20 protein-coding genes and 1 riboswitch are annotated in these 22,920 nt (G+C 67.2%); of the genes, 16 read left to right on the forward strand and 4 right to left on the reverse strand.

Annotation, left to right across the window (positions count from 1 at the left end; all coding sequences use genetic code 11):
- The first annotated feature begins 95 nt into the window (after nt 1-95).
- From GGQ89_RS00160 to GGQ89_RS00170, 3 genes are all read left to right on the forward strand, one after another.
- The gene (locus GGQ89_RS00160; RefSeq protein WP_184103169.1) at nt 96-1,175 is read left to right on the forward strand and encodes an AI-2E family transporter; all 1,080 of its coding nucleotides are present in this window, start codon (nt 96-98) and stop codon (nt 1,173-1,175) included.
- 125 nt (nt 1,176-1,300) lie between these two features.
- A complete protein-coding gene (locus GGQ89_RS00165) occupies nt 1,301-1,852 on the forward strand; it encodes an OmpA family protein (protein WP_184103171.1) in 552 nt (183 codons plus the stop codon).
- Nucleotides 1,853-1,905: 53 nt separating this feature from the next.
- Nucleotides 1,906-2,250, forward strand: coding sequence for a hypothetical protein (locus GGQ89_RS00170; RefSeq protein ID WP_056432379.1), 345 nt, complete (start codon nt 1,906-1,908; stop codon nt 2,248-2,250).
- A 38-nt stretch (nt 2,251-2,288) separates the two neighbouring features.
- Here GGQ89_RS00170 and GGQ89_RS00175 read toward each other — a convergent pair whose 3' ends face one another.
- The gene (locus tag GGQ89_RS00175) at nt 2,289-3,359 is read right to left on the reverse strand and encodes a threonine aldolase family protein (protein WP_076714561.1); all 1,071 of its coding nucleotides are present in this window, start codon (nt 3,357-3,359) and stop codon (nt 2,289-2,291) included.
- 44 nt (nt 3,360-3,403) lie between these two features.
- Nucleotides 3,404-3,513, reverse strand: a riboswitch (SAM-I-IV-variant riboswitch).
- 112 nt (nt 3,514-3,625) lie between these two features.
- On the opposite strand from GGQ89_RS00175, the gene GGQ89_RS00180 reads away from it, so the two are divergent.
- Nucleotides 3,626-4,693, forward strand: a complete 1,068-nt coding sequence (locus tag GGQ89_RS00180; protein ID WP_076714563.1) for a LacI family DNA-binding transcriptional regulator — start codon at nt 3,626-3,628, stop codon at nt 4,691-4,693.
- A gap of 161 nt (nt 4,694-4,854) precedes the next feature.
- Nucleotides 4,855-6,276, forward strand: coding sequence for a sugar porter family MFS transporter (locus GGQ89_RS00185; RefSeq protein WP_056432371.1), 1,422 nt, complete (start codon nt 4,855-4,857; stop codon nt 6,274-6,276).
- Nucleotides 6,277-6,392: 116 nt separating this feature from the next.
- On the opposite strand, the gene GGQ89_RS00190 is transcribed toward GGQ89_RS00185, so the two are convergent.
- Together GGQ89_RS00190 and GGQ89_RS00195 are read right to left on the reverse strand one after the other, a co-directional pair.
- Nucleotides 6,393-7,637, reverse strand: coding sequence for an ROK family transcriptional regulator (locus GGQ89_RS00190; protein ID WP_237243500.1), 1,245 nt, complete (start codon nt 7,635-7,637; stop codon nt 6,393-6,395).
- A 163-nt stretch (nt 7,638-7,800) separates the two neighbouring features.
- Nucleotides 7,801-9,003 carry a PQQ-dependent sugar dehydrogenase gene (locus GGQ89_RS00195; protein ID WP_184103980.1) on the reverse strand — a complete coding sequence of 401 codons (1,203 nt, stop codon included), beginning with the start codon at nt 9,001-9,003 and terminating at the stop codon, nt 7,801-7,803.
- A gap of 178 nt (nt 9,004-9,181) precedes the next feature.
- Here GGQ89_RS00195 and rimP point away from each other — a divergent pair, with 178 nt between their 5' ends.
- The 6 genes from rimP to rbfA all read left to right on the forward strand — a co-directional run bounded on the left by rimP (nt 9,182) and on the right by rbfA (nt 15,826).
- A complete protein-coding gene (gene rimP / locus GGQ89_RS00200) occupies nt 9,182-9,760 on the forward strand; it encodes a ribosome maturation protein RimP (protein ID WP_056432368.1) in 579 nt (192 codons plus the stop codon).
- Nucleotides 9,760-11,382, forward strand: coding sequence for a transcription termination factor NusA (nusA, locus tag GGQ89_RS00205; RefSeq protein ID WP_056432365.1), 1,623 nt, complete (start codon nt 9,760-9,762; stop codon nt 11,380-11,382). The genes rimP and nusA overlap by 1 nt, the downstream gene beginning before the upstream one ends.
- On the forward strand, nt 11,382-11,618 hold the full coding sequence (locus GGQ89_RS00210; protein WP_056432362.1) for a tautomerase family protein: 237 nt from the start codon (nt 11,382-11,384) through the stop codon (nt 11,616-11,618). Before nusA ends, GGQ89_RS00210 begins: the two co-directional genes overlap by 1 nt.
- Nucleotides 11,599-12,402, forward strand: a complete 804-nt coding sequence (locus GGQ89_RS00215; protein WP_240456554.1) for a DUF448 domain-containing protein — start codon at nt 11,599-11,601, stop codon at nt 12,400-12,402. The genes GGQ89_RS00210 and GGQ89_RS00215 overlap by 20 nt, the downstream gene beginning before the upstream one ends.
- The gene (gene infB, locus GGQ89_RS00220; RefSeq protein WP_184103173.1) at nt 12,399-15,314 is read left to right on the forward strand and encodes a translation initiation factor IF-2; all 2,916 of its coding nucleotides are present in this window, start codon (nt 12,399-12,401) and stop codon (nt 15,312-15,314) included. Before GGQ89_RS00215 ends, infB begins: the two co-directional genes overlap by 4 nt.
- 104 nt (nt 15,315-15,418) lie before the next feature.
- Complete coding sequence (gene rbfA / locus GGQ89_RS00225) at nt 15,419-15,826, forward strand: 30S ribosome-binding factor RbfA (RefSeq protein ID WP_184103175.1); 408 nt, start codon at nt 15,419-15,421, stop codon at nt 15,824-15,826.
- A gap of 400 nt (nt 15,827-16,226) precedes the next feature.
- Here rbfA and GGQ89_RS00230 read toward each other — a convergent pair whose 3' ends face one another.
- A complete protein-coding gene (locus GGQ89_RS00230) occupies nt 16,227-16,820 on the reverse strand; it encodes a YceI family protein (RefSeq protein ID WP_184103177.1) in 594 nt (197 codons plus the stop codon).
- A gap of 42 nt (nt 16,821-16,862) precedes the next feature.
- Here GGQ89_RS00230 and GGQ89_RS00235 point away from each other — a divergent pair, with 42 nt between their 5' ends.
- The 5 genes from GGQ89_RS00235 (at nt 16,863) to GGQ89_RS00255 (ending at nt 22,920) form a co-directional block, all read left to right on the forward strand.
- Nucleotides 16,863-17,471, forward strand: coding sequence for a thymidine kinase (locus tag GGQ89_RS00235; protein ID WP_184103179.1), 609 nt, complete (start codon nt 16,863-16,865; stop codon nt 17,469-17,471).
- Between the two features lie 27 nt (nt 17,472-17,498).
- Nucleotides 17,499-18,500: a tRNA pseudouridine(55) synthase TruB gene (gene truB, locus GGQ89_RS00240; protein WP_184103181.1), complete on the forward strand. Its 1,002-nt coding sequence runs from the start codon at nt 17,499-17,501 to the stop codon at nt 18,498-18,500.
- Between the two features lie 12 nt (nt 18,501-18,512).
- A complete protein-coding gene (rpsO, locus tag GGQ89_RS00245; protein ID WP_007406197.1) occupies nt 18,513-18,782 on the forward strand; it encodes a 30S ribosomal protein S15 in 270 nt (89 codons plus the stop codon).
- A gap of 244 nt (nt 18,783-19,026) precedes the next feature.
- Complete coding sequence (gene pnp / locus GGQ89_RS00250) at nt 19,027-21,366, forward strand: polyribonucleotide nucleotidyltransferase (protein ID WP_076714573.1); 2,340 nt, start codon at nt 19,027-19,029, stop codon at nt 21,364-21,366.
- A 405-nt stretch (nt 21,367-21,771) separates the two neighbouring features.
- On the forward strand, nt 21,772-22,920 hold the full coding sequence (locus GGQ89_RS00255; protein ID WP_184103183.1) for an AAA family ATPase: 1,149 nt from the start codon (nt 21,772-21,774) through the stop codon (nt 22,918-22,920).

Here is a 22,920-nt window from a genome sequence, read left to right on the forward strand (position 1 = left end):
TAAATCCATGACACCCCCGTCGCCCCATTAACCCAGATTACGGAACCGTTGCGCCGCCGTGACGGTTACGCCGCGATGAAAAAGGGGACAGCAGCATGACCATCGATCGCCAGAAGATCGAACGCGGGGGATTCATCCTGTTCCTCGCGCTGATCACCATCGGAATGCTGGCGGTGGTGTCGGGCTTTCTTGCGGCCCTGCTCTGGGCGGGGCTGGCGGCGATCCTGTTCCGGTCGCTGTTCCAGTGGCTGCTGACCAAGACCGGCGGGCGGCGCAACCTGGCCGCCGGGTTGACCATGCTGATCATCACCTTTGCGGTGGTGGTGCCGACCCTGTTGATCGGCAGCATGGTCGTCGATCAGGCGTCGGGCGTCTATCTGAAGGTGCGCAGCGGCCAGATCGATTTCGCGCAATATTTCCAGCAGGTCCGCGATGCGCTGCCCACCCGCCTGCGCCAGGCGATGGACAATTGGGGCATCGACAGCGTCGAGGGGCTGCAATCCCGCATCTCGCGCACGCTGAGCAGCAGCGTCAGCCAGATCGCGTCCCAGGCGCTGTCGATCGGACGCAATGCCTTTGCCTTTGCGCTGGCCTTCGGCGTCGGCCTGTATGTCGCCTTCTTCCTGATCCGCGACGGTGAACGACTGGGACCGGCCTTTGTCCGTTCGCTCCCGCTGGACCGGGGTGTCGCGACGCGGCTGGTCGATACCTTCGTCGCGGTGGTGCGCGCCACCATCAAGGGTTCGGTCATCGTCGGGCTGGTGCAGGGCGCGCTGGGGGCGATCACCTTTTGGATCGTCGGCGTGCCCGCCGCTCTGCTGTGGGGTGTGCTGATGGCGATCGCGGCGCTGCTGCCCGCCATCGGTCCGGCGATCATCTGGGGGCCGGTGGCCATCTATCTGCTCGCGACCGGCGCGATCTGGCAGGGGGCGGTGGTCGTCGCCTCGGGCGTGCTGGTCATCGGCCTTGCCGACAATATCCTGCGGCCCATCCTGGTCGGGCGCGACACCGGGCTGCCCGACTGGATCGTGCTGCTGACGACGCTGGGCGGCATCGACCTGCTGGGGCTGAGCGGCATCGTCGTCGGCCCGGTCGTCGCCGCGCTGTTCCTGGCGGGCTGGCGCATCCTGAGCGAGCAACGCGGCGTCGCCCCGCCCGAGGGCGAGGCGGCCTAAGGGCGCTGGCTCATATCGGACCGACCCTGACCCTAAAGCCGATTTGCGCTGCAACATCGCGCTGCCTATGGTCCGCGCAAAGGGCGGACCGGCCGGGGGGATCGGCCGGATGATGGGGTAGCGTGATGCGACTGCGATTGGGGGCCTGGAAGATGACGGCCGGGCTCGCCTGTGCATTGGCCGGGTGCAGCGGAGGCGGCGATGTCGCGCGTCAGGCCGGGGCCAGCGGTGCTTCGATCGAACTGCCCGTCCCGGCGCCGTCTCCGGGCAAGACCGTCGCGCAACCCGACACGCTGCCCGGCACCGTTGCGGCCGATGCCGATGCCAGCCTGACCACCATCGGCTTTCCCCAGGGCGGCGGGGGCCTGAATAGCGAGGCCAAGGCGATGCTCGACCGGTTGGTCGCCGACCCGGCGGTGCGCGGCGGCAGCCTGATCCTGCGCGGCCATTCGGACAGCGAGGGCGATGACGAGGCCAATCGCATCATGTCGCGCAAACGGGCCGAGGCGGTGCGCGACTATCTGGCGCGCAAGGGTCTGGACCGGAACCGGATGCGGGTGATCGCGCTCGGCGAAACCCGCCCCGTCGCGCCCAACGCCAAACCCGATGGCAGCGACGACAGCGACGGCCGCGCACGCAACCGCCGGGTCGAGATCGAACTCGACCGCGGCGGCTGATCGAAGCGGCGCGAGCGATTGCCGACCCGGCGGTCGGATCGTAAGGCCATGCCATGGCCAAGGGTGATCGACTGGCGCGGCTCGACGCGCATCGCGAAGACATGGAAGGCGAGTATCGCGAGGCGCTGATCGCCGCGCTGCGGACCACGGCGGCGGGCAAATGGGGGCTGTTCGACCACCGCAAGGACCGGGTGGCGCGCGCGGCGGCGGCGCCGGTGGTGGCGCAGCTGACCGAGATGGGCGAGGAGATCGATGAAGCCCGGGAGCAGCTTGGCCTGCCGCCCTTCGCGCTCCATGCCGAATTTCTCGCCTCCCGTGGGCCGGTCGGGCCCGAGGCGGTGGGGGAACCCAAACAGGCGCAGGCGTGGCTCGATCGTCTGACGGCGGAGGACCAATAACTCATTCCTCCCCGGTAAGGGGAGGAAGAGCATACGCGCTACGCCGCCTGCAACGCCTCCGCCGCGACCGCTGCGATGTCGTCGCCCAGTTGGTCGACCCGCGCGGGATCGGCGTCCCAGGCGAACATGAACCGCGCACCGCCGCCGATGAAGGTGTAGAAACGCCACCCCCGCGCACGCAGGCCGTCGAGCACAGCAGGCGGGGCGCTAAGGAAGACGGCGTTCGCCTCGACCGGGAACATCGGTTCGATGCCGGGCAGCCCCGCGACCCGCGCCGCCAACGCTTGCGCACAGGCATTGGCATGGGCGGCATTGGTCAGCCATGCGCCGGTGTCGAGCATCCCGATCCACGGCGCGGCGAGGTAGCGCATCTTGGACGCCAGCTGCCCCGCCTGTTTGCAGCGATAGTCGAAATCCTCGGCCAGCACGGGGTCGAAGAACAGGATGGCCTCGCCGACCGCCATGCCGTTCTTGGTGCCGCCGAAGCAGAGGACATCGACGCCTGCGCGCCACGTCATGTCGGCGGGCGAGCAGCCCAGTGCGGCACAGGCGTTGGCGAAGCGCGCGCCGTCCATGTGCAGCCGCAGCCCCAGCTCACGGCACACCGCCGACAGCGCGTGGATCTCGGCCAGCGTATAGACTTGTCCCGTCTCGGTCGGCTGGGTGATCGTCACCGCGCGCGGCTTAGGGAAGTGGATGTCCGACCGGCCGGTGGCGAGCGCCCGCACTGCCTCGGGGGTCAGCTTGCCGTCCTCGGTCTGCGCGACCAGCAGCTTCGATCCGTTGGAGAAGAATTCGGGCGCGCCGCACTCGTCGGTTTCGACATGCGCGGAGGCCGAACAGATGACGCTGTGATAGCTCTGGCAGAGCGCCGCCAGCGCCAGCGAGTTGGCCGCCGTGCCGTTGAAGGCGAAGAAGACCTCGCACTTGGTCTGGAACAGGGTGCGGAACGCGTCGGCGGCGCGGTCGGTATAGGGGTCCTCGCCATAGGCCGGGACATAGCCCTGGTTCGCCTCGGCCATCGCGGCCCAGGCCTCGGGACAGATGCCCGCATAATTGTCGCTGGCAAATTGCTGGGGGGCAGAATGTCGGGGAACCACCGCGCTCATCGCAAATCCTTCGTACCTATGACGAGTCGGATGAGGAAAGTGGCGGTTCGTCCCGTTGTTGCCGGTTCGGCCACATCCCTCTCCATCCGGAAAGGCACCACCTTGCCGGGAGGCAGGTTGGTGCCGGGCGACGGCCCGACTCTTGATGCTGGCGCAGCCTTTAGCGGCGGGCGGCCCGCTCCGCAAGAGCGCCGACTGCCGTGTCTGTCATCTTTCGCCCCTCAAAGCATTGCGTATCGCGTCCGAAAAGTGGAAGCGTAAACGTTATGAGCATCAGGACCTCGCGCCGCGGTAGCAGCGCTCCCACGATCAGCGATGTCGCGCGCGCCGCCGGTGTGTCGCTAATGACCGTCTCGCGCGTCATCAACAACGAGGCCAATGTCCGCCCCGCCACCCGCGAAAAGGTGGAGGCGGCGATTGCGCAGCTCAACTACGCGCCCAATCCGGCGGCGCGCAGCCTGGCGGGGGCGGCGCAGATCCGCATCGGCATGCTCTACAGCAATCCCAGCCAGGGGTTCCTCAGCGAATTCCTGCTCGGCACACTGGACCAGGCGTCGCGGCTGGACGTGCAGATGGTCGTGGAGAAATGCGAGATCGGCGACCATGAGGTCGAGGTTGCGCGCCATCTGATCGCGGGCGGGATCGACGGCGTGATCCTGCCGCCGCCCTTGTGCGAGGCGGAGGCCGTGCTGGCCCTGCTGCGCGAGGCGGGGGTGCCCGCCGTGGTCGTGGCGACCGGCGTCGCGCCGCAGGAGATGCCCGAATCGGCGATGGCGGTGCAGATCGACGACCGCGCGGCCGCCGAGGAGATGACGCGTCATGTCATGACCCTGGGCCATCGCCGGATCGGCTTCATCTGCGGCAATCCTAACCTGACCGCCAGCGCCCGCCGTTACGAGGGCTTCCGCGCCGCGCTGGAGGCGGTGGGCGTGCCGTTCGACGAGGAACTGGTCGCGCCCGGCCTCTATACCTATCGCTCGGGTCTGGATGCGGCCGAGCGGCTGCTCGACCTGGCCGAGCCGCCGACCGCGATCCTGGCGTCGAACGACGACATGGCGGCGGCGACGGTGGCGGTGGCGCATCGCCGGGGCCTGGACGTGCCGAGCGACCTGACCGTCTGCGGCTTCGATGACACCACGCTGTCGACGACGATCTGGCCCGAGCTGACCACCATTCACCAACCGATCGCCGACATGGCGCGGGCGGCGGTGGAGATGATGGCGACCGTCATCCGCCAGAAAAATGCCGAGCCGCCCGCGCACCGCATGCTGGATTACAGCCTGATCCGCCGTCAGTCGGACGCCGCACCCCGGCGCAGGCCGCGCGGATTCTGATGGCGGGTCGCGAAGCGGGACGAACCGTGTACGCACCCGCTTGACGGCGCGATGTTTTAAGATAGCGTTACCATTATGGCTGGCCGTGAATCGCGCCGGTGACAGGACATTGCCGTGCGGATAGGCCAAGACGCCACGCACGGATCAGGAGAGGGCCGGAAGTGACCGACACAAGGGGATTGGACGCCGCACGCGTCAATCATGGTTTCATCGCCGCGATCGTCGTTGTCGCGACCATCGGCGGTTTCATGTTCGGCTATGACTCGGGCGTCATCAACGGCACCCAGAAGGGGCTGGAGGCCGCGTTCGACCTCGGCCGTCTGGGCGTCGGCGTCAATGTCGGCGCGATCCTGGTCGGCTCGGCGATCGGTGCGTTCGGTGCAGGGCGGCTGGCCGATGCGATCGGCCGCCGCAACGTCATGATGCTGGCCGCCGCGCTCTTCCTGGTCAGCGCCATCCTGGCGGGCGCCGCCGGCAGCTCGGCGATCTTCATCCTGGCGCGCATCATCGGCGGCCTGGGCGTCGGCGCGGCCAGCGTCATCTCGCCCGTCTATATCTCCGAAGTGACCCCGGCCTCGATTCGCGGCCGATTGTCGAGCGTGCAGCAGGTGATGATCATCACCGGCTTGACCGGCGCGTTCGTCGCCAACTTCGCACTGGCCCGCTATGCCGGTGGTTCGACCGCCGAATTCTGGCTGGGCTTCCCCGCCTGGCGCTGGATGTTCTGGCTTCAGGCGATCCCGGCGGCGGTCTATTTCGCCGCCCTCTCAATCATCCCGGAAAGCCCGCGCTTCCTGGTCGCCAAGGGCCGCGATGCCGAGGCGCATACGGTCCTGACCAAGCTGTTCGGCGAGGCCGAGGCGACCCGCAAGGTGGCCGAAATCCGGGGTTCGCTGGCCAGCGACAAGCACAAGCCCAAGCTGTCGGACCTGGTCGACAAGACGACCGGCAAGATCCGCCCGATCCTTTGGGCGGGTATCGGCCTGGCCGTGTTCCAGCAGCTCGTCGGCATCAACGTCGTCTTCTATTATGGCGCGACTTTGTGGGAAGCGGTCGGCTTTTCCGAGGATTACGCGCTCCAGACCAACATCCTGTCGGGCGTGCTGTCGATCGCGGCCTGCCTGTTCACCATCGCGACCGTCGACAAGATCGGCCGCAAGCCGTTGCTGCTGATCGGCTCGGCGGGCATGGCGGTGACGCTGGCGATCGTCGCCTATGCCTTCTCGACCGCCGTCACCGGTGCCGACGGCGCGGTGTCGCTGCCCGGCAACAACGGCGTGATCGCGCTGGTCGCGGCGAACCTGTACGTCATCTTCTTCAACGCCAGCTGGGGCCCCGTGATGTGGGTCATGCTGGGCGAGATGTTCCCGAACCAGATTCGCGGGTCCGGCCTGGCCGTCTCGGGCTTTGCCCAGTGGATCGCCAATGCCGCCATCTCGGTCAGCTTCCCCGCGCTCGCCGTGTCGCCGGGCCTGAGCGTGACCTATTTCGGCTACGCCTTCTTCGCGGCGGTATCGTTCTTCTTCGTCCGCGCCATGGTCAACGAGACGCGCGGTCGCGAGCTGGAAGACATGGCGGGCTGATCGCCCCGACCGTCGAACGCCTGACAGGCCCGCTTCCCCATGGGAGGCGGGCCTTTTTCTTTTGGCCTCTATGTCAGCTTCCCGCCCTCCGTTCAGCCTGAACGCAGGAGGGGGCCTTAGCGCCCCGCCTGGATCAGGATGGAGTCGGAGGGCAACAGCCGGTCCATGAAGGGCAGCATCGCCGCACCGACGGCGGGGGCGTCCTGCGCGCGGCGGGCGGGACGGATGGCGGGGCGGGCGGGCAGCTCGATTCCGGCCAGCGCTTCGCTCAGCCCCTGGGTCAGTCGCTGGAGCAGCCAGTCGGGCAGGCGCCCGCCGATCAGGATCGCATGGGGATCGAACAAAGTCGTCACTGCCACGATGGGCTGGAGCAGCGCGGCAATCGAATCCTCGATCCACTGGTCGATGACCGCGCACAGCATCGGGTCGTCGCCGTCACCCAGCGTCTCGGGCGAATCGAGGCGGTAGCCCGCCGCCTTCAGCCGCACCTCCAGCCCCGCCAGCGATACCGTATCCTGCACGATCGCACCGGGCCGTCCCGCCGTGGGGTCGGGAATCAGCCCGATCTCGCCCGATCGGCGATGCGCGCCGCGATGATAGGTCCGGTCGATGACCAGCCCGCCGCCAAGCCCGGCCGTGATGAGGAGGTAGAAGAAACTGGGGCAGGCGAAATCATGGTCGTGCTGCGCCTCGCCCAAAGCGGCGGCGGCGGCATCGTTGTCGCGGTACATCGGCCAGGGCAGCAGCGGCGCGAGCAACGCCGCCGTGTCGACCCCGTTCCAGGCGTCATAGCCGCGCGTCTGGTTGGGCAGCGAGCGGTCGACGCCGTCCGGCATCGCCACGCCGACGCCCAGCACGCGCGAACGGTCCACCTGTCCCTCGGCCAGCGCGGGTTCCAGCGTATCGCCGATAAAGGCCAGTACGTCGTCCGGCGTCGCAAAGGCGATCTCGCGGGTCGCCCGCGCGCGCACCGTGCCGGACAGGTCGAGGATCGCGATGGCCAGATGGTCGCGGTCGATGGTCAGGCCGATGCCGAATGCGCCGTCGGGGCACAGCTCGATCTTCAGCGCAGGCTGCCCGCGCCCGCGATGCAGCCGCCCGGCGGTGCGGATCAGCCCCATCTCGATCAGTCGCCCGGTGATGTTGGCGATGGTCGGCGGGGTCAGCCCGGTCTGATTGGCGATCGCGATCCGCGTCGTTTCCCGATGCAGGCGGATGACCTGCAAGACGGTGCGCAGATTATAATCCCCCGCCCGCTCCAGATTGGTGCCCGACAGCCCGCGCGACAGACGCGAATCGCGCGAATGCGCCTCGATGGCAGGCCCCCGCTCGGGCGGCATGGGCTGCGTCGATCGCATCATCTGGTTTTCGTCTCCTATGGTGGAGCGAACTCCGATCGCCCGTCTTTGCCATAGGATCGGCGCGCAGGCCGTGTCAGGTCAAGACCTATCATCGGACCTGACCATACCGCCCCGGCACATTGGTCCTATTTTCCAGGGCTTATGTCGGGGCGGTGAGGGGGTGTCAGGCTGGGGTCAGCTTGATGAGCCTGCCTTGCGAATCGCCGCCATCCTCCAGCACATAGATGGCGCCGTCCGGCCCCTGCTCGACCTCGCGGATGCGGGCGCCCATGTCCCACTGGTCACCCTTGGTGGCACTGGTGCCGCTCAGGTCGACGCGGATCAGCGCCTTGCTCGACAATCCGCCGATAAAGGCGTCGCCGCGCCATTGCGGGAAGAGCGAGCCCGAATAGATCATCAGCCCGCCCGGCGAGATCACCGGGTTCCACCAGACCTTGGGGGCTTCATACCCGTCGCCCGCGCGGTGATCGGGAATGTCGCGCCCGTCATAATGCGACCCGTTGGAGGCGTTGGGCCAGCCATAGTTGCGGCCCGGCAGGATCAGGTTCAGCTCGTCGCCGCCCTTGGGCCCCATTTCCTGCTGCCACAGATTGCCCGCACCATCGAAGGCGATGCCCAACAAGTTGCGATGGCCATAGGACCAGACGGCCGGGTCGAAACCTTGCGCCGCCAGCGGATTGCCCGGCGCGGGCTGGCCGTCCGGGGTCAGGCGCAGCACCTTGCCGAGCGTGGCCTTGGGGTCCTGCGCGGGCGTGAACTTCTGGCGGTCGCCCGCGGTGAAGAACAGATACTGGCCGTCGGGCGAGAAGGCGATGCGACCCGAATAATGACCGTCGCCGGTGACGGCGGGGGTGGCGGCCCATAGGGTCTCGACAGCCGTCAGCTGCGCGGCGCCGTTCGCTTCCGCCAAGCGCCCCCGCGCCAGGACGACTCGCTTGCCGCCGTCCGCTGCGGCCGAATAGCTGAAATAGACACGGCCGCTCTGCGCGAAGTCGGGGGCGAGGACCACGTCCATCAGGCCGCCCTGGCCCGCCGAATCGACCGCGATCCGCGCGACCGTCTGGCGCGCCTGGCCATCCGCGCCGACGAGCAGCATCCGGCCGTCCTTCTCGGTCACCAGCATCCGCCGGTCGGGCAGGAAGGTCATCGCCCAGGGCGCGTCGAAATCGGCGATGACCGTCCGGCCGAAGGGCTGTCCGTTCACCACCGTCGCGGGCGGACTGGCCGTGGCGGACGGGGAGGGGGAGGGCGTGCCGCCGGGCGTCACCGTGATCGGGGACGTGTTGCCCGTTTCGCTGGGACCGGGGCCATTGCCCGAGCAGGCGATCAGCGCCACCGGCAAGGCAGCGAACAGCGGCAGTTTCATCATCGTCTCTCCCGTCTCGGGCCGAGCGCGGCCCTGATTGCACCGGCTAACGTTTCGATATCGATGCTTGTTTCGCAAGAGCGTTGCGCGTATAGACTGCCGCATTCTCTTACATCGTCGGGTGAAAGAGGCTGCGGGACGGGTTCCGCGGCACCGATCCGGCACATCTGGAGCTTTCATGGCGGACATCGCCCTTCTGACGCAACTCATCGAACCCGAGGCCAAGGCGCTCGGTTTCGAGCTCGTGCGCGTGAAGATGTATGGCGGCACGTCGGACCCCACGCTGCAGGTGATGGCCGAGCGTCCCGATACGCGCCAGCTGAACATCGACGATTGCGCCGACCTGTCGCGCCGCATTTCGGACGTGATGGACGCGCTGGAGGCCGAGGGCCGCGACCCGATCGACCATGCCTATCGGCTGGAGGTGTCCTCGCCCGGTATCGACCGCCCGCTGACCCGGCTGAAGGACTTCGCCGACTGGGCGGGGCATGAGGCGCGGATCACGCTCGCCGAGAAGCTGAACGGTCGCAAGCAGTTCAAGGGCGATCTGGCCGGGGTCGAGGGCGAGACTGTCGTCATCGTCGACGGGGAAGAGGTTCGCCACGAACTGCCCTTCACTGCGATCGAGGACGCCAAGCTCGTCATGACCGATCGGCTGATCGCCGCGACGGTGCCGCTGTCCCTCGATGGCGCGGAAGAGGTTTATTATCAGGATGCGCCCGAACAGGACGGCGCCACCACGGAAGGACGGCACTGATGGCTACCGCCATTTCCGCCAACAAGGCGGAACTGATCGCGATCGCGAATGCGGTCGCCTCGGAAAAGATGATCGACAAGGGTATCGTGATCGAGGCGATGGAGGACGCGATCCAGCGCGCCGCCCGTGCCCGCTACGGTGCCGAGAACGACATCCGTGCGAAGCTCGATCCCAACTCGGGCGACCTGCGTCTGTGGCGCGTCGTCGAGGTGGTCGAGCAGGTCGACGACTATTACAAGCAGATCGACCTGAAGGGTGCCGAAAAGCTGCAAAAGGGTGCTGCGATCGGCGACTTCATCGTCGACCCGCTGCCCCCGATCGAATTCGGCCGCATCGCGGCGCAGGCCGCCAAGCAGGTCATCTTCCAGAAGGTCCGCGACGCCGAGCGCGACCGTCAGTATGACGAGTTCAAGGATCGCCAGGGCGAGATCATCACCGGCGTCGTCAAGCGCGTCGAGTTCGGTCACATCGTCGTCGATCTGGGCCGCGCCGAGGGCGTGATCCGTCGCGACCAGCAGATCCCGCGCGAAGTCGTTCGCGTGAACGACCGCATCCGCTCGCTGATCCTGAACGTGCGCCGCGAGAACCGTGGCCCGCAGATCTTCCTGTCCCGCGCGCACCCGGACTTCATGAAGAAGCTGTTCGCGCAGGAAGTGCCTGAAATCTATGACGGCATCATCGAGATCAAGGCCGCCGCGCGCGATCCGGGCAGCCGCGCCAAGATCGGCGTGATCAGCCACGACTCGTCGATCGACCCGGTCGGCGCCTGCGTCGGCATGAAGGGCAGCCGCGTCCAGGCGGTCGTGCAGGAAATGCAGGGCGAAAAGATCGACATCATCCCCTGGTCGCCCGATACCGCGACCTTCGTGGTGAACGCGCTTCAGCCCGCGAACGTCAGCCGCGTCGTGATCGACGAGGAAGAGGACCGTATCGAGGTCGTCGTCCCCGACGATCAGCTGTCCCTCGCCATCGGCCGTCGCGGCCAGAATGTCCGTCTGGCCAGCCAGCTGACCGCCAAGGCAATCGACATCCTGACCGAGGCCGATGCCTCCGAGAAGCGTCAGAAGGAATTCGTCGCGAATTCCGAGCTGTTCCAGAACGAACTGGACGTGGACGAGACGCTGGCCCAGCTGCTGGTCGCCGAAGGCTTCGGCGCGCTGGAAGAGGTCGCCTATGTCGAGCTCGACGAGCTGGCCGCGATCGAGGGCTTCGACGAGGACTTGGCGCAGGAGCTGCAGAGCCGCGCGCAGGAAGCGCTGGATCGCCGCGAACAGGCTGCGCGTGATGAACGCCGTGGCCTGGGCGTCGACGACGCGCTGGCCGAGATGCCGTATCTGACCGAGGCTATGCTGGTCACGCTGGGCAAGGCGGGCATCAAGACGCTTGACGATCTCGCCGATCTGGCGACCGACGAGCTGGTCGAGAAGAAGCGCGCCGAGCCGCGTCGTCGTGGTGATGACACCCCGCGTCCCGCCCCCAAGGGCGGCATCCTGGCCGAATATGGCCTGAGCGATGAGCAGGGCAACGAGATCATCATGGCCGCGCGTGCGCACTGGTTCACCGATGAGGAAGAGCCTGCCGCAGACGCCGGTGAAGAGCAGGCGGAGGGCGACGAAGCCTGATGCCGTTCGTCTCGATCCGTCTGGCGGGCACCGCCTCCAAGCAGCAAAAGGCCGAGATCGTCGCCGACGTGACTCGTTCGCTGGTGGAGCGGCTGGGCAAGAACCCGGCCGCCGTCCAGATCGTGATCGAGGAGGTTTCGACCGAAAATTACGGGGCCGGCGGTCAGCTGATCGCCGACCGTGATGCCCCTGCCTCCAACGCCCGGGGAGACGCGCATGCGGAACCGGGACAATGAGCGCGGTGGCGTAAACAACGCTTCGGCCAGGAAGGGCCGGAGTCCCAGGGAGTCCGCGAAGGCGGCCCGCGACTCGATCGACGGGCCGGTCCGCCGTTGCATCCTGTCGGGCGAGCATGATGCGCGCCCGCACCTGATCCGTCTGGCGCTCGCGCCCGATGGGCGGGTGCTGCCCGATGTCCGCGCCAAGGCGCCGGGCCGGGGCGGCTGGATCGGCGTGACTCGCGGCGAACTGGAAACGGCCATCGCCAAGGGCAAGTTGAAGGGAGCACTGGCGCGCGCGTTCAAGACGGGCGAGTTCAGTATTCCCGACGACCTGCCCGATCTGATCGCATCCGCTTTGGAGCGGAACGCGCTCGACCGGCTGGGACTTGAGTCGCGTTCGGGCATGCTGCTGACCGGATCGGACAAGATCGCGACGGCGGCCCGTTCGGGCCAGCTGCACGCGCTCTATCATGCGTCCGATGCGGGCGACGATGGCTGTCGCAAGCTGGCGCAGGCGTGGCGCGTGGGGTCGGATCGCGAAGGTTCTGATCTCAAGGGGTTGGCACTGCCCGCCACACGCCCCATATTGTCAATGGCGTTGGGCCGCGAAAATGTGGTACACATCGGCCTGACAGATCGTAACGCGGCAAAGCGGGTGAGCGAAGCGCTCGACCGCTGGCTGCATTTTATCGGACCCGACCCTGTGGCAACGCCTTGCGAAACGGCCTCGCAAGGCGCATCGGCGTCCGACATTACCGGTGACCGAACGGCCGTGACCGTACACGAGGATTTTGAGTGAGCGAGACCGACAACGACAAGCCGAAACTCGGAATGCGCCAGCCCCTGGGGCTGAAGCGCACGGTCGAGACCGGCAAGGTGAAGCAGAGCTTCAGCCACGGCCGGTCCAACACCGTGATCGTCGAGACGAAGCGCCGTCGCGTCCTGGGCCCGCAGGGTGGAGCGCCCGAGGCGGCGACCCCTGCGCCGACTCCGGCCCCGGCTCCGGCCGCCCCCGTGGCGGCGGCGCCGGTCGCCCCGCCGCGCCCCGTTCCGTCGAACGAGACGGCGCAGGAGCGTCAGGCCCGTCTGCTGCGTGAGGCCGAGGAACAGCGCCTCGCCATGCAGGAAGAGATTCGTCGCCGCGAGGACGCCGAGCGTCAGCAGCGTGCCGAGGACGAGCGTGTCCGCGCCGAGGAACGTGCGCGTGCCGCCGCCGAGGCTGCCGCTGCCCCGCCGCCCGCGCCGGAACCGGCCGCCGAAGCGGCGCCCGAGCCTCAGCCTGCGGCTGAGCCGGCCCCTGCGCCGGTCGCCGAAGCGCCCGTGCAGGCCCCCGTGCAGGCCGAGGCGCCTGCCGCACCGACCATCTCGGTCCAGCCGCGCATGTTCCGTCCGGTCGAGCGTCCGGTGATCCCGGCGCCCGAACCCAAGGTGGAAGCCCCCAAGGTCGAGGCACCCGCCCCGACCCCGGCTCCTGCGCCGACGCCCGCGCCCGCTCCGGTTGCGGCGAAGCCTGCGCCCGCGCCCGCTCCGACCCCGGCGCCTGCGCCGGTGGTGCCGACGCCGCCGATCCTGGGTCGCGATCCCTCGATGCCCGCGCCGCGCCGCTTCTCGCCGGTGCAGCGTCCGGAAATCCCGAAGCCTGCGCCCAAGCCCGTACCTGCGCCCGCCGCAGCGGCGGCGCCTGCCGCCAGCGCGCCGAGCAACACCACCGCCTCCGCTCCGTCGGGCGGCGCCCCGCGTTCGATGCCCTCGGGCCAAGCGACGCCGCGCAACGCGCCTCCGGGCCGTCCGCAGCAGCGCGACCGCAAGGGTGACGAGCGTCGCGGCGGCAAGCTGACCGTGACGCGTGCCCTGAACGAGGACGGGGCGCGTGCCCGTTCGCTCGCCGCGCTGAAGCGTGCCCGCGAGAAGGAAAAGCGTGGCTTCGGCGGCCCGCGCGAGCCGCAGGTCAAGCAGGTCCGCGACGTGCAGGTGCCCGAGGCGATCACCGTCCAGGAACTGGCCAACCGTATGGCCGAAAAGGGCGCGGATCTGGTCAAGGCGCTGTTCAAGATGGGCATGCCCGTCACGATGACGCAGACCATCGACCAGGATACGGCCGAGCTGCTGGTGACCGAATTCGGCCACAACATCGTCCGCGTCTCCGACAGCGACATCGATCTGGCGCTCGACACCACCGAGGATGCGGCCGAGAGCCTTCAGCCGCGTCCGCCGGTCGTGACGATCATGGGCCATGTCGACCATGGCAAGACCTCGCTGCTCGACGCGCTGCGCGGCACCGACGTGGTGCGCGGTGAGGCCGGTGGCATCACCCAGCATATCGGCGCCTATCAGGTCACGCTGAAGGACAAGTCGAAGGTCACCTTCCTCGACACGCCGGGTCACGAGGCCTTCACCCAGATGCGTGCCCGCGGCGCCGACGTCACGGATATCGTGGTGCTGGTGGTGGCGGCCGATGACGGGCTGATGCCGCAGACGATCGAGGCGATCAACCACACCAAGGCGGCGGGCAAGCCGATGATCGTGGCGATCAACAAGATCGACAAGCACGACGCCAATGCCCAGCGCGTCCGCGAGCGTCTGCTCGAGCATGACGTGCAGGTCGAGGACATGGGCGGTGAAACCCAGGACGTCGAGGTTTCGGCCCTCAAGAAGATCGGTCTGGATACGCTGATCGAGAAGATCCAGCTGCAGGCCGAACTGCTCGAACTGACCGCCAACCCCGACCGCGCCGCCGAGGGCAGCGTGGTCGAGGCCAAGCTCGACAAGGGCCGTGGTCCGGTCGCGACCGTGCTCGTCACGCGCGGCACGCTGAAGGTCGGCGACGTGTTCGTCGTCGGTGCGGAAAGCGGCAAGGTCCGTGCGCTGGTCGACGACAAGGGCCGTCAGGTGAAGCAGGCCGGTCCTGCGATGCCGGTCGAGGTCCTCGGTCTGTCGGGCGTGCCCCAGGCGGGCGACCTGTTGCAGGTCGTCGAGAACGAGGCGCGGGCCCGTGAGGTCGCCGAATATCGCCAGAGCGTGGTGCTCCAGAAGCGCACGACCTCGGCCCCGGCCAGCCTGGAGTCGATGTTCTCGGCGCTGAAGGCGAACCAGGCCAAGGAATATCCGCTGGTCGTGAAGGCGGATACGCAGGGCACCGTCGAGGCGATCGTGGCGTCGATCAACAAGATCCAGTCGGATCTGATCAAGGCGCGCATCCTGCACTCGGGCGTCGGTGGCATCACCGAGTCGGACGTGACGCTGGCGGCCGCTTCCGGCGCGCCGATCATCGGCTTCAACGTCCGTGCGAATGCCAAGGCGCGCGAGATCGCCGAGCGGAACAAGGTGGCGTTGAAATATTACGACGTCATCTATGACCTGATCGACGAGATCCGCGCGGGCATGGCCGGTGAGCTGGGCCCCGAGGCGTTCGAAACGGTCGTCGGCCGCGCCGAAATCCGCGAGGTCTTCTCGGCGGGCAAGATCGGCAAGGCCGCCGGTCTGCTGGTCACCGAGGGTGTCATCCGCAAGGCGCTCAAGGCGCGCATCACGCGCAACGACGTCATCATCTACCAGGGCGAGATCAACTCGCTCCGCCGGTTCAAGGACGATGTCGCCGAAGTTCGCGCCGGTCTGGAATGTGGTGTGACGTTCACGCAGAACTTCACCGACATCAAGGCGGGCGACTATCTCGAAACCTTCGAGGTCGAACTCCGCGAGCGTTCGCTCTGATGATCGCGGGGCGGCGGGACAGGTCCTGCCGCCCACGCTTCATGCCGGAATGGATCGCGGTCGCCCATATGGCGGCCGCGATTTTCGTTTGAGAAGAAACTGACATGGTCCAGTCCAAAAACCCCGCCGAACCCTCGGTCCGCCTGCTGCGTGTCGGCGAGCAGGTTCGCCACATCCTGTCCGAAATCCTCGCGCGCGGCGATGTGCATGACGAGACGCTGGCCAAGCACATGGTGAGCGTGACCGAAGTCCGCATGTCCCCCGACCTGCGCCACGCGACCGTCTTCGTGAAGCCGCTGCTCGGCAAGGACGAGGAGGTGGTGATCAAGGCGCTGCGCACCAACACCGCCTATCTCCAGCGCGAGGTCGCGCACCGGGTGAAGATGAAATACGCCGCCAAGCTGAAGTTTCTGGCGGACGAAAGCTTCGACGAGGGAAGCCACATCGATTCGCTGCTGCGCTCGCCCAAGGTGTCGCAGGATCTGGACGAGGGTGAGTCGTCCGAGGACTGATACCTACCCTCCATTCAGCCTGAGCGAAGTCGAAGGCCACGCTGCGACCGTCGAAAATAGGGTTCACGCGAAGCCATGAAGTCGCGAAGGTTTTTGGTTCGCGCAGAGGCGCGGAGAACGCAGAGAAGAAGGCCCCGCATTCAATAGCGCGCTCCACCCCGGCGAAAGCCGGGGCCCAGTATCTTGAGCGTCGATGGGGCGTTGTGCCAAGGCGGGGGAAGCAAATGCCTTGCGCTGTCGTGGGTCCCCAAACAGGACCCCGGCCTTCGCCGGGGCGGTGCGATAGGGGGGGCACTTCACGAACCCCCTCTGCGTCCTCCGCGCCTCTGCGCGAACCTCAAACGAGGGGATTCCCTTGGCCTTCGACTTCGCTCAGGCTGAACGGGCGTGTGGGACGGCGTTACTCGTGCCCCGGCACCAGATCCGCGTCGATGGCGATCGTCACCTGTCGCCCGACGATCAGCGGATAAGCCGTCATCCCGAAATCCCGCCGGTCGATCCGCGTCGTCGCGGCGATATGCACCGGCTCGCGCCCCGTCATCGCGGCGAAGGGCTGCGAGAAGTCGACCGCAAGCATCGCCGGGCGCGTGACGCCCCGTGCCGAGATCATGCCCGCCACCGTCGCGCTATGCGGCCCGGTGCGAGTCATGCCGGTCGCGTGGAAGGTGACGTACGGATAATGCTCGACATCGAAAAAGTCCGCGCCCCGCAACCGCGAGCGGGTGAGCGCATCGCCCGCCTCCAGCGTCCGGGTGTCGATCCGAACGTCCAGCGTTACGGCCTTCGCATCGCGGTCGGACAGCGCGACATGGCCCTCGCTATGGGGAAAACGCGCGGTCTTGCTGCCCAGGCCGAAAAAGCCGACCTTGGCCTCGACACGGGCATAAGCGGGGGCGATGGTATAGCCGATCGCGCCGGTGCCGCTCGCTGGAGCCATGCTCGCCAGCGTCGCGACCGCGACCGTCGCGAGATTACCGATTCTCACCCCGCCCACCTCATGCTCGAAAAGCCGGCCCCCATCCGATAAGGGGCCGCCATGGCCAAGCTCTATTTCTATTATGCCAGCATGAATGCGGGGAAATCGACCATGCTGCTGCAGGCCGATTTCAACTATCGCGAGCGTGGAATGAACACGATGCTGTTCACCGCCGCGATCGACGACCGCTTCGCCTATGGCACCATCGCCTCGCGCATCGGCCTGTCGCAGCCCGCGACGCCGTTTCACATGGGCACCGATCTGGAGGCATGCGCGCTCGACCGGCATGGGCAGACGCCATTGGCCTGTATCCTGGTCGATGAGGCACAGTTCCTGACGCCCGAACAGGTCGACCAACTCGCGCGACTGGCCGACCGGCATCGCATTCCGGTGCTCTGCTATGGCCTGCGCACCGACTTCAAGGGGCAGCTTTTTCCCGGTTCCGCACGGCTGCTGGCGCTGGCCGATGCGCTCAGTGAGATCAAATCGGTCTGCGTCTGCGGCGCGAAGGCGACGATGAACCTGCGCGTCGACGGGCAGGGCAAGGCGATCGCCGAGGGCGCGCAGACCGAGATCGGCGGCAATGACCGCTATATCGCGCTCTGCCGCCGCCATTTCGGCGAGGCGCTGGCGGGCGGGGCGGTGCTTGAGGCGCCGTCCTTGAGATAGGGGCCAAGCCCGACTAACGCCTTGGCGATGCATGGATGGATCATACTCGACAAGCCGCTGGGGCTGGGATCGACGCAAGGGGTGAGCGCGGTCAAGCGGTGCTTGCGCCAGGGCGGCTATGGCAAGGGCATCAAGGTCGGTCATGGCGGCACGCTCGATCCGCTGGCGACCGGCGTATTGCCGATCGCGGTGGGCGAGGCGACCAAACTCGCCGGGCGGATGCTCGACAGCGACAAGGTATATGACTTCACCATCCGTTTCGGCGAGCAGACGTCGACGCTGGACGCCGAGGGCGAGGTGGTGGCGACCAGCGACGTGCGCCCGACCCGCGCCGCGCTGGAGGCGGTGCTGCCGCGCTTCACCGGTCCGATTGACCAGATCCCGCCCGCCTATTCCGCGCTCAAGATCGATGGCGAGCGGGCGTACGACCTCGCGCGCGCCGGGGAAGAGGTGGTGCTGGCGAGTCGCGCGGTGACGATTCACAGCCTCCAGTCCTCCCCAAGCTCGCTTGGGGAGGGGGACCATCGCGGCAGCGATGGTGGAGGGGCGGGACGGACCGGCGATGCCCCTCCACCACGCCCTGCGGGCGCGGTCCCCCTCCCCGAGCAAGCTCAGGGAGGACTAGAAGAAGTCACCCTTACCGCGCACGTCTCGAAGGGCACCTATATCCGCTCCCTCGCCCGCGACATCGCGCTTGCGCTCGGCACCGTCGGCCATGTCACCATGCTCCGCCGGACCAAGGCGGGGCCGTTCACCCTGGCCCCGGCGATATCGCTGGACAAATTGAACGAAATGGGGCAGGCGCGCACCCTTGAACAGATACTCCTGCCGCTGAGGGCGGGGCTGGACGACATCCCGGCTCTTGCTCTCGACCCCGACCAGGCAGGGGCGCTCCGTCAGGGGCGTGTGCTGGCCGGGATTGCCGTGGACGATGGCCAATATTTCGCGATGCTGGGGGATATCCCGGTGGCGCTGGTAGAGGCGCTGGACGCACAAGTCCGGGTCGTTCGTGGTTTCAACCTCGATTAAGAAAGGATCACGATGTCGATCACCGCTGAACGCCGCCAGGAAATCATCAAGGATCATGCCCGCGCCGAGGGTGACACGGGTTCGCCCGAAGTCCAGGTCGCGATCCTGACCCAGCGTATTCAGAACCTGACCGAGCACTTCAAGACCCACGCGAAGGACAACCATTCGCGTCGCGGCCTGCTGATGCTGGTCAACAAGCGCCGCTCGCTGCTCGACTATCTGCGTCACAAGGATGGCGACCGCTATCTGGCGCTGATCGCCAAGCTCGGCCTGCGCAAGTAAGCCTCGGGCGAAAGCCATGAAAAAGGGCATCCCTCACGGGGTGCCCTTTTTTTATTGACTGGTGTATAGAGCACCCGGCCGACCGGATGGCGCTCATGCGCATCCCCAAAGCCCTTATGTCATGAAACCCGTCGAACTGCGCGGGTAGGATCGGAGGATCGGCAATTCGGTCGACCTCCAGAGCCAATCTTGGCTCAACCCATAGGCCCCGGCGGGATAGGCCCGTCGGAGTGAAGGATATTCCATGTTCAATACCAAGAAAGTGGCCATCGAGTGGGGCGGCAAGACGCTGACCCTCGAAACCGGCAAGGTGGCCCGTCAGGCCGACGGCGCGGTGATCGCGACGCTGGGCGAGACGGTGGTGCTGTGCGCCGTGACGGCCGCGAAGAATGTGAAGGAAGGGCAGGACTTCTTCCCGCTCACCGTTCACTATCAGGAAAAGTTCTCGTCGGCGGGCCGTATCCCCGGCGGTTTCTTCAAGCGCGAGCGCGGCGCGACCGAGCGTGAGACGCTGATCAGCCGCTTGATCGATCGTCCGATCCGCCCGCTGTTCCCCGAAGGTTTCTACAACGAGATCAACTGCATCTGCCAGGTGCTCTCCTATGACGGCGAGAACGAGCCGGACATCCTGGCGCTGGTCGCCGCGTCGGCCGCGCTCACCATCTCGGGCGTGCCCTTCATGGGCCCGATCGGCGCGGCACGCGTCGGTTATGTCGATGGCGAGTATCAGCTGAACCCGACCGACGCCGAGGCGCTGGCCGGTGACCTGGACCTGGTCGTCGCCGCCACCCACGACGCGGTGATGATGGTCGAGTCGGAAGCCAAGGAGCTGTCCGAGGAAGTGATGCTGGGCGCCGTCATGTTCGCCCACAAGGCATCGCAGCAGATCATCGACGCGATCATCGACCTGGCCGAGCAGGCCGCGAAGGATCCGTGGGAGCTGAAGGTCGGCGACGACCAGAAGGCGGTCAAGGCCGAGCTGAAGAAGCTGGTCGGCAAGGACATCACGGCGGCCTACAAGCTGACCGACAAGCAGCAGCGCCAGACCGCGCTGGGCGAGGCCCGCGCCAAGGCGAAGGCCGCCATGGCCGACCGTAGCCCACAGGAGCAGCTGGTCGCCGCCAAGCTGGTCAAGAAGCTGGAAGCCGAGATCGTCCGCACCGCGATCCTGAAGGACGGCCGCCGCATCGACGGTCGCTCGACCACCCAGATCCGTCCGATCGAGGCGGAAGTTCACTTCCTGCCGCGTTCGCACGGCTCGGCGCTGTTCACGCGCGGCGAGACCCAGACCATCGCGACCACGACGCTGGGCACCCGCGACGCGGAGCAGATGATCGACGGCCTGAACGGCCTGTCCTACCAGCACTTCATGCTGCACTATAACTTCCCGCCCTATTCGGTCGGCGAAGTGGGCCGCTTCGGCGCGCCGGGTCGTCGCGAGATCGGCCATGGCAAGCTGGCTTGGCGTGCGCTGCACCCGGTGCTGCCGTCGAAGGAGGAATTCCCCTACACCATCCGCGTGACCAGCGACATCACCGAGTCGAACGGCTCGTCGTCGATGGCCACCGTCTGCGGCGGCTCGCTGTCGCTGATGGATGCGGGCGTTCCGCTGAAGCGTCCGGTCTCGGGCATCGCCATGGGCCTGATCCTGGAAGGCAAGGACTTCGCCGTCCTGTCGGACATCCTGGGTGACGAAGATCACCTGGGCGACATGGACTTCAAGGTCGCCGGCACCTCCGAGGGCATCACCTCGCTCCAGATGGACATCAAGATCGCCGGTATCACCGAGGAGATCATGAAGGTCGCGCTGGCGCAGGCCAAGGAAGGCCGTGCGCACATCTTGGGCGAGATGAACAAGGCGCTGGGCGAAACCCGCACCGAGCTGTCGGCCCATGCCCCGCGCATCGAGACGATGACGATCGACAAGTCGAAGATCCGCGACGTGATCGGCACCGGCGGCAAGGTGATCCGCGAGATCGTCGCCACCACCGGCGCCAAGGTCGACATCGACGACGAGGGCGTGATCAAGATCAGCTCGTCGGACGGTTCGCAGATCGAAGCCGCGATGAACTGGATCAAGGGCATCGTCGAAGAGGCCGAGGTCGGCAAGATCTACAACGGCAAGGTCGTCAACCTGGTCGATTTCGGTGCGTTCGTGAACTTCATGGGCGGCAAGGACGGTCTGGTCCACGTCTCGGAGATCAAGAACGAGCGCGTCGAGAAGGTCTCGGACGTCCTGACCGAAGGCCAGGAAGTCAAGGTCAAGGTCCTCGAGATCGATCCGCGCGGCAAGGTCCGCCTGTCGATGCGCGTTGTCGACCAGGAAACCGGCGCCGAGCTGGAGGACAACCGTCCGGCCCGCGAACCGCGTGAACCGCGCGGCGATCGTGGTCCCCGTGAAGGCGGTCGTGGTCCGCGCCGCGATGGTGGTGACCGTGGCGGCGAGCGCGGTGGTGATCGCGGTGGCGAAGGCCGCAGCGGCCCGCGTCGCGACCGTGGCGACCGTCCCCGTCGCGAAGGTGGCGAGCAGGGCGGTTCGCCCGAATTCGCCGCTCCGGCCTTCCTGACCGGCGATCGCGACTGATCCTTATCTTCGGATGACGGACAAGGGCTCGGGGGAAACTCCGGGCCCTTTTTCGTGGGCCCTTGCCCCTCCGCGCCCGGCTGCACCGGGCGGCTCCCCTCCCATCGGAATTGGGGAGGATTTGCGCACCTATTCCTCCCCAAGCTGTGCTTGGGGAGGGGGACCGCCGCGAAGCGGTGGTGGAGGGGCAGGGGGGCAGGAATCCCTTTGCCTTCGACTTCGGCGCTTTGCGCCGAAGTTTATCCTGAGCGGCTGGCTTGCCAGCCAGCCGAAGGGCTCAGGCTGAACTGAGGTTCGGAGTGGGGCCTCATACAAACCCCCGTTCGGCCTGAGCGAAGTCGAAGGCCACGCCCTCCCCCGCCAAGCGCCATCGACAGCCGCCAGCGCCCATCATAGCCTGACCCCGTGATCGAAACCCTGGCCATTTCCGGATATCGCTCGTTGCGCGACGTGGTGGTCCCGCTTGCCCCGCTGACCATCGTCACCGGCGCGAACGGCAGCGGGAAGTCGAGCCTCTACCGCGCACTGCGGCTGCTGTCCGACGTCGCGCAAGGCCGGGTTATCGCCTCGCTGGCGGCGGAGGGCGGGCTGAACTCCACCTTATGGGCGGGCCCGGAAAAGTTCAGCCGGGGGATGAAGAGCGGTAATGTGCCGGTGCAGGGGACGCGGCGCGACGGGCCGGTCAGCCTGAAACTGGGATTTTCATCCGCCGATTATGGCTATGCCATCGACCTGGGCCTGCCGATCCCGGGCTCGACGCGGTTCATGCATGACCCCGAGATCAAGGTGGAGGCGCTTTGGATGGGTCCCGCCATAGGACGGGCCAACCTGATCGCGGAGCGACGCGGCGATCATGCGCGGGTGCGCCGGGCCGGGGATGGCACTTGGCGCGCGGACGGGCGGGCGATGGCGTCGTTCGACTCGATGGTCACCCACTGGGCCGATGGCGGCGACGGACTGGAGCTGCTGGCCTTGCGTGAGCGGATGCGCGGCTGGCGCTTCTATGACGATCTGCGCACCGACCGAGACGCGCCCGCGCGACGGCCGCAGGTGGGGACCTTCACCCCGGTCTTGTCGGGCGACGGCGGCGATGTCGGCGCGGCGATTCAGACCATCTTCGAGATCGGCGAGGGCGATGCGCTGGCCGACACCATCGCCGATGCCTTTGACGGCGCGACGTTGCAGGTCGGCGAGCGGTTCGAGGTGATGATGCGGCAATATGGCCTGCTGCGCCCGCTCTTGGTGGCCGAGCTGTCCGACGGGACGCTGCGCTATATCCTGCTCGCCGCCGCGCTCTTGTCGCCGCGTCCCCCGGAACTGATGATCCTGAACGAACCCGAGGCGAGCCTGCATCCCGATCTGCTCGGCCCGCTCGCCCGGCTGATCGTCAGGGCTTCGGCGCGGTGCCAGGTCATCACCGTGTCGCACGCCGCCCCGCTGGTCGACGCGTTGGAACGGAGCCCGGCGGCACGCGGCATCCGCCTGTACAAGGAACTGGGCGAGACGCTGGTCGAGGATGTCGCGCGTCCGCGCTGGACCTGGCCCGGTCGATAG

The organism is Sphingomonas yabuuchiae, from assembly GCF_014199595.1.
Classification (GTDB): Bacteria; Pseudomonadota; Alphaproteobacteria; order Sphingomonadales; family Sphingomonadaceae; genus Sphingomonas; species Sphingomonas yabuuchiae.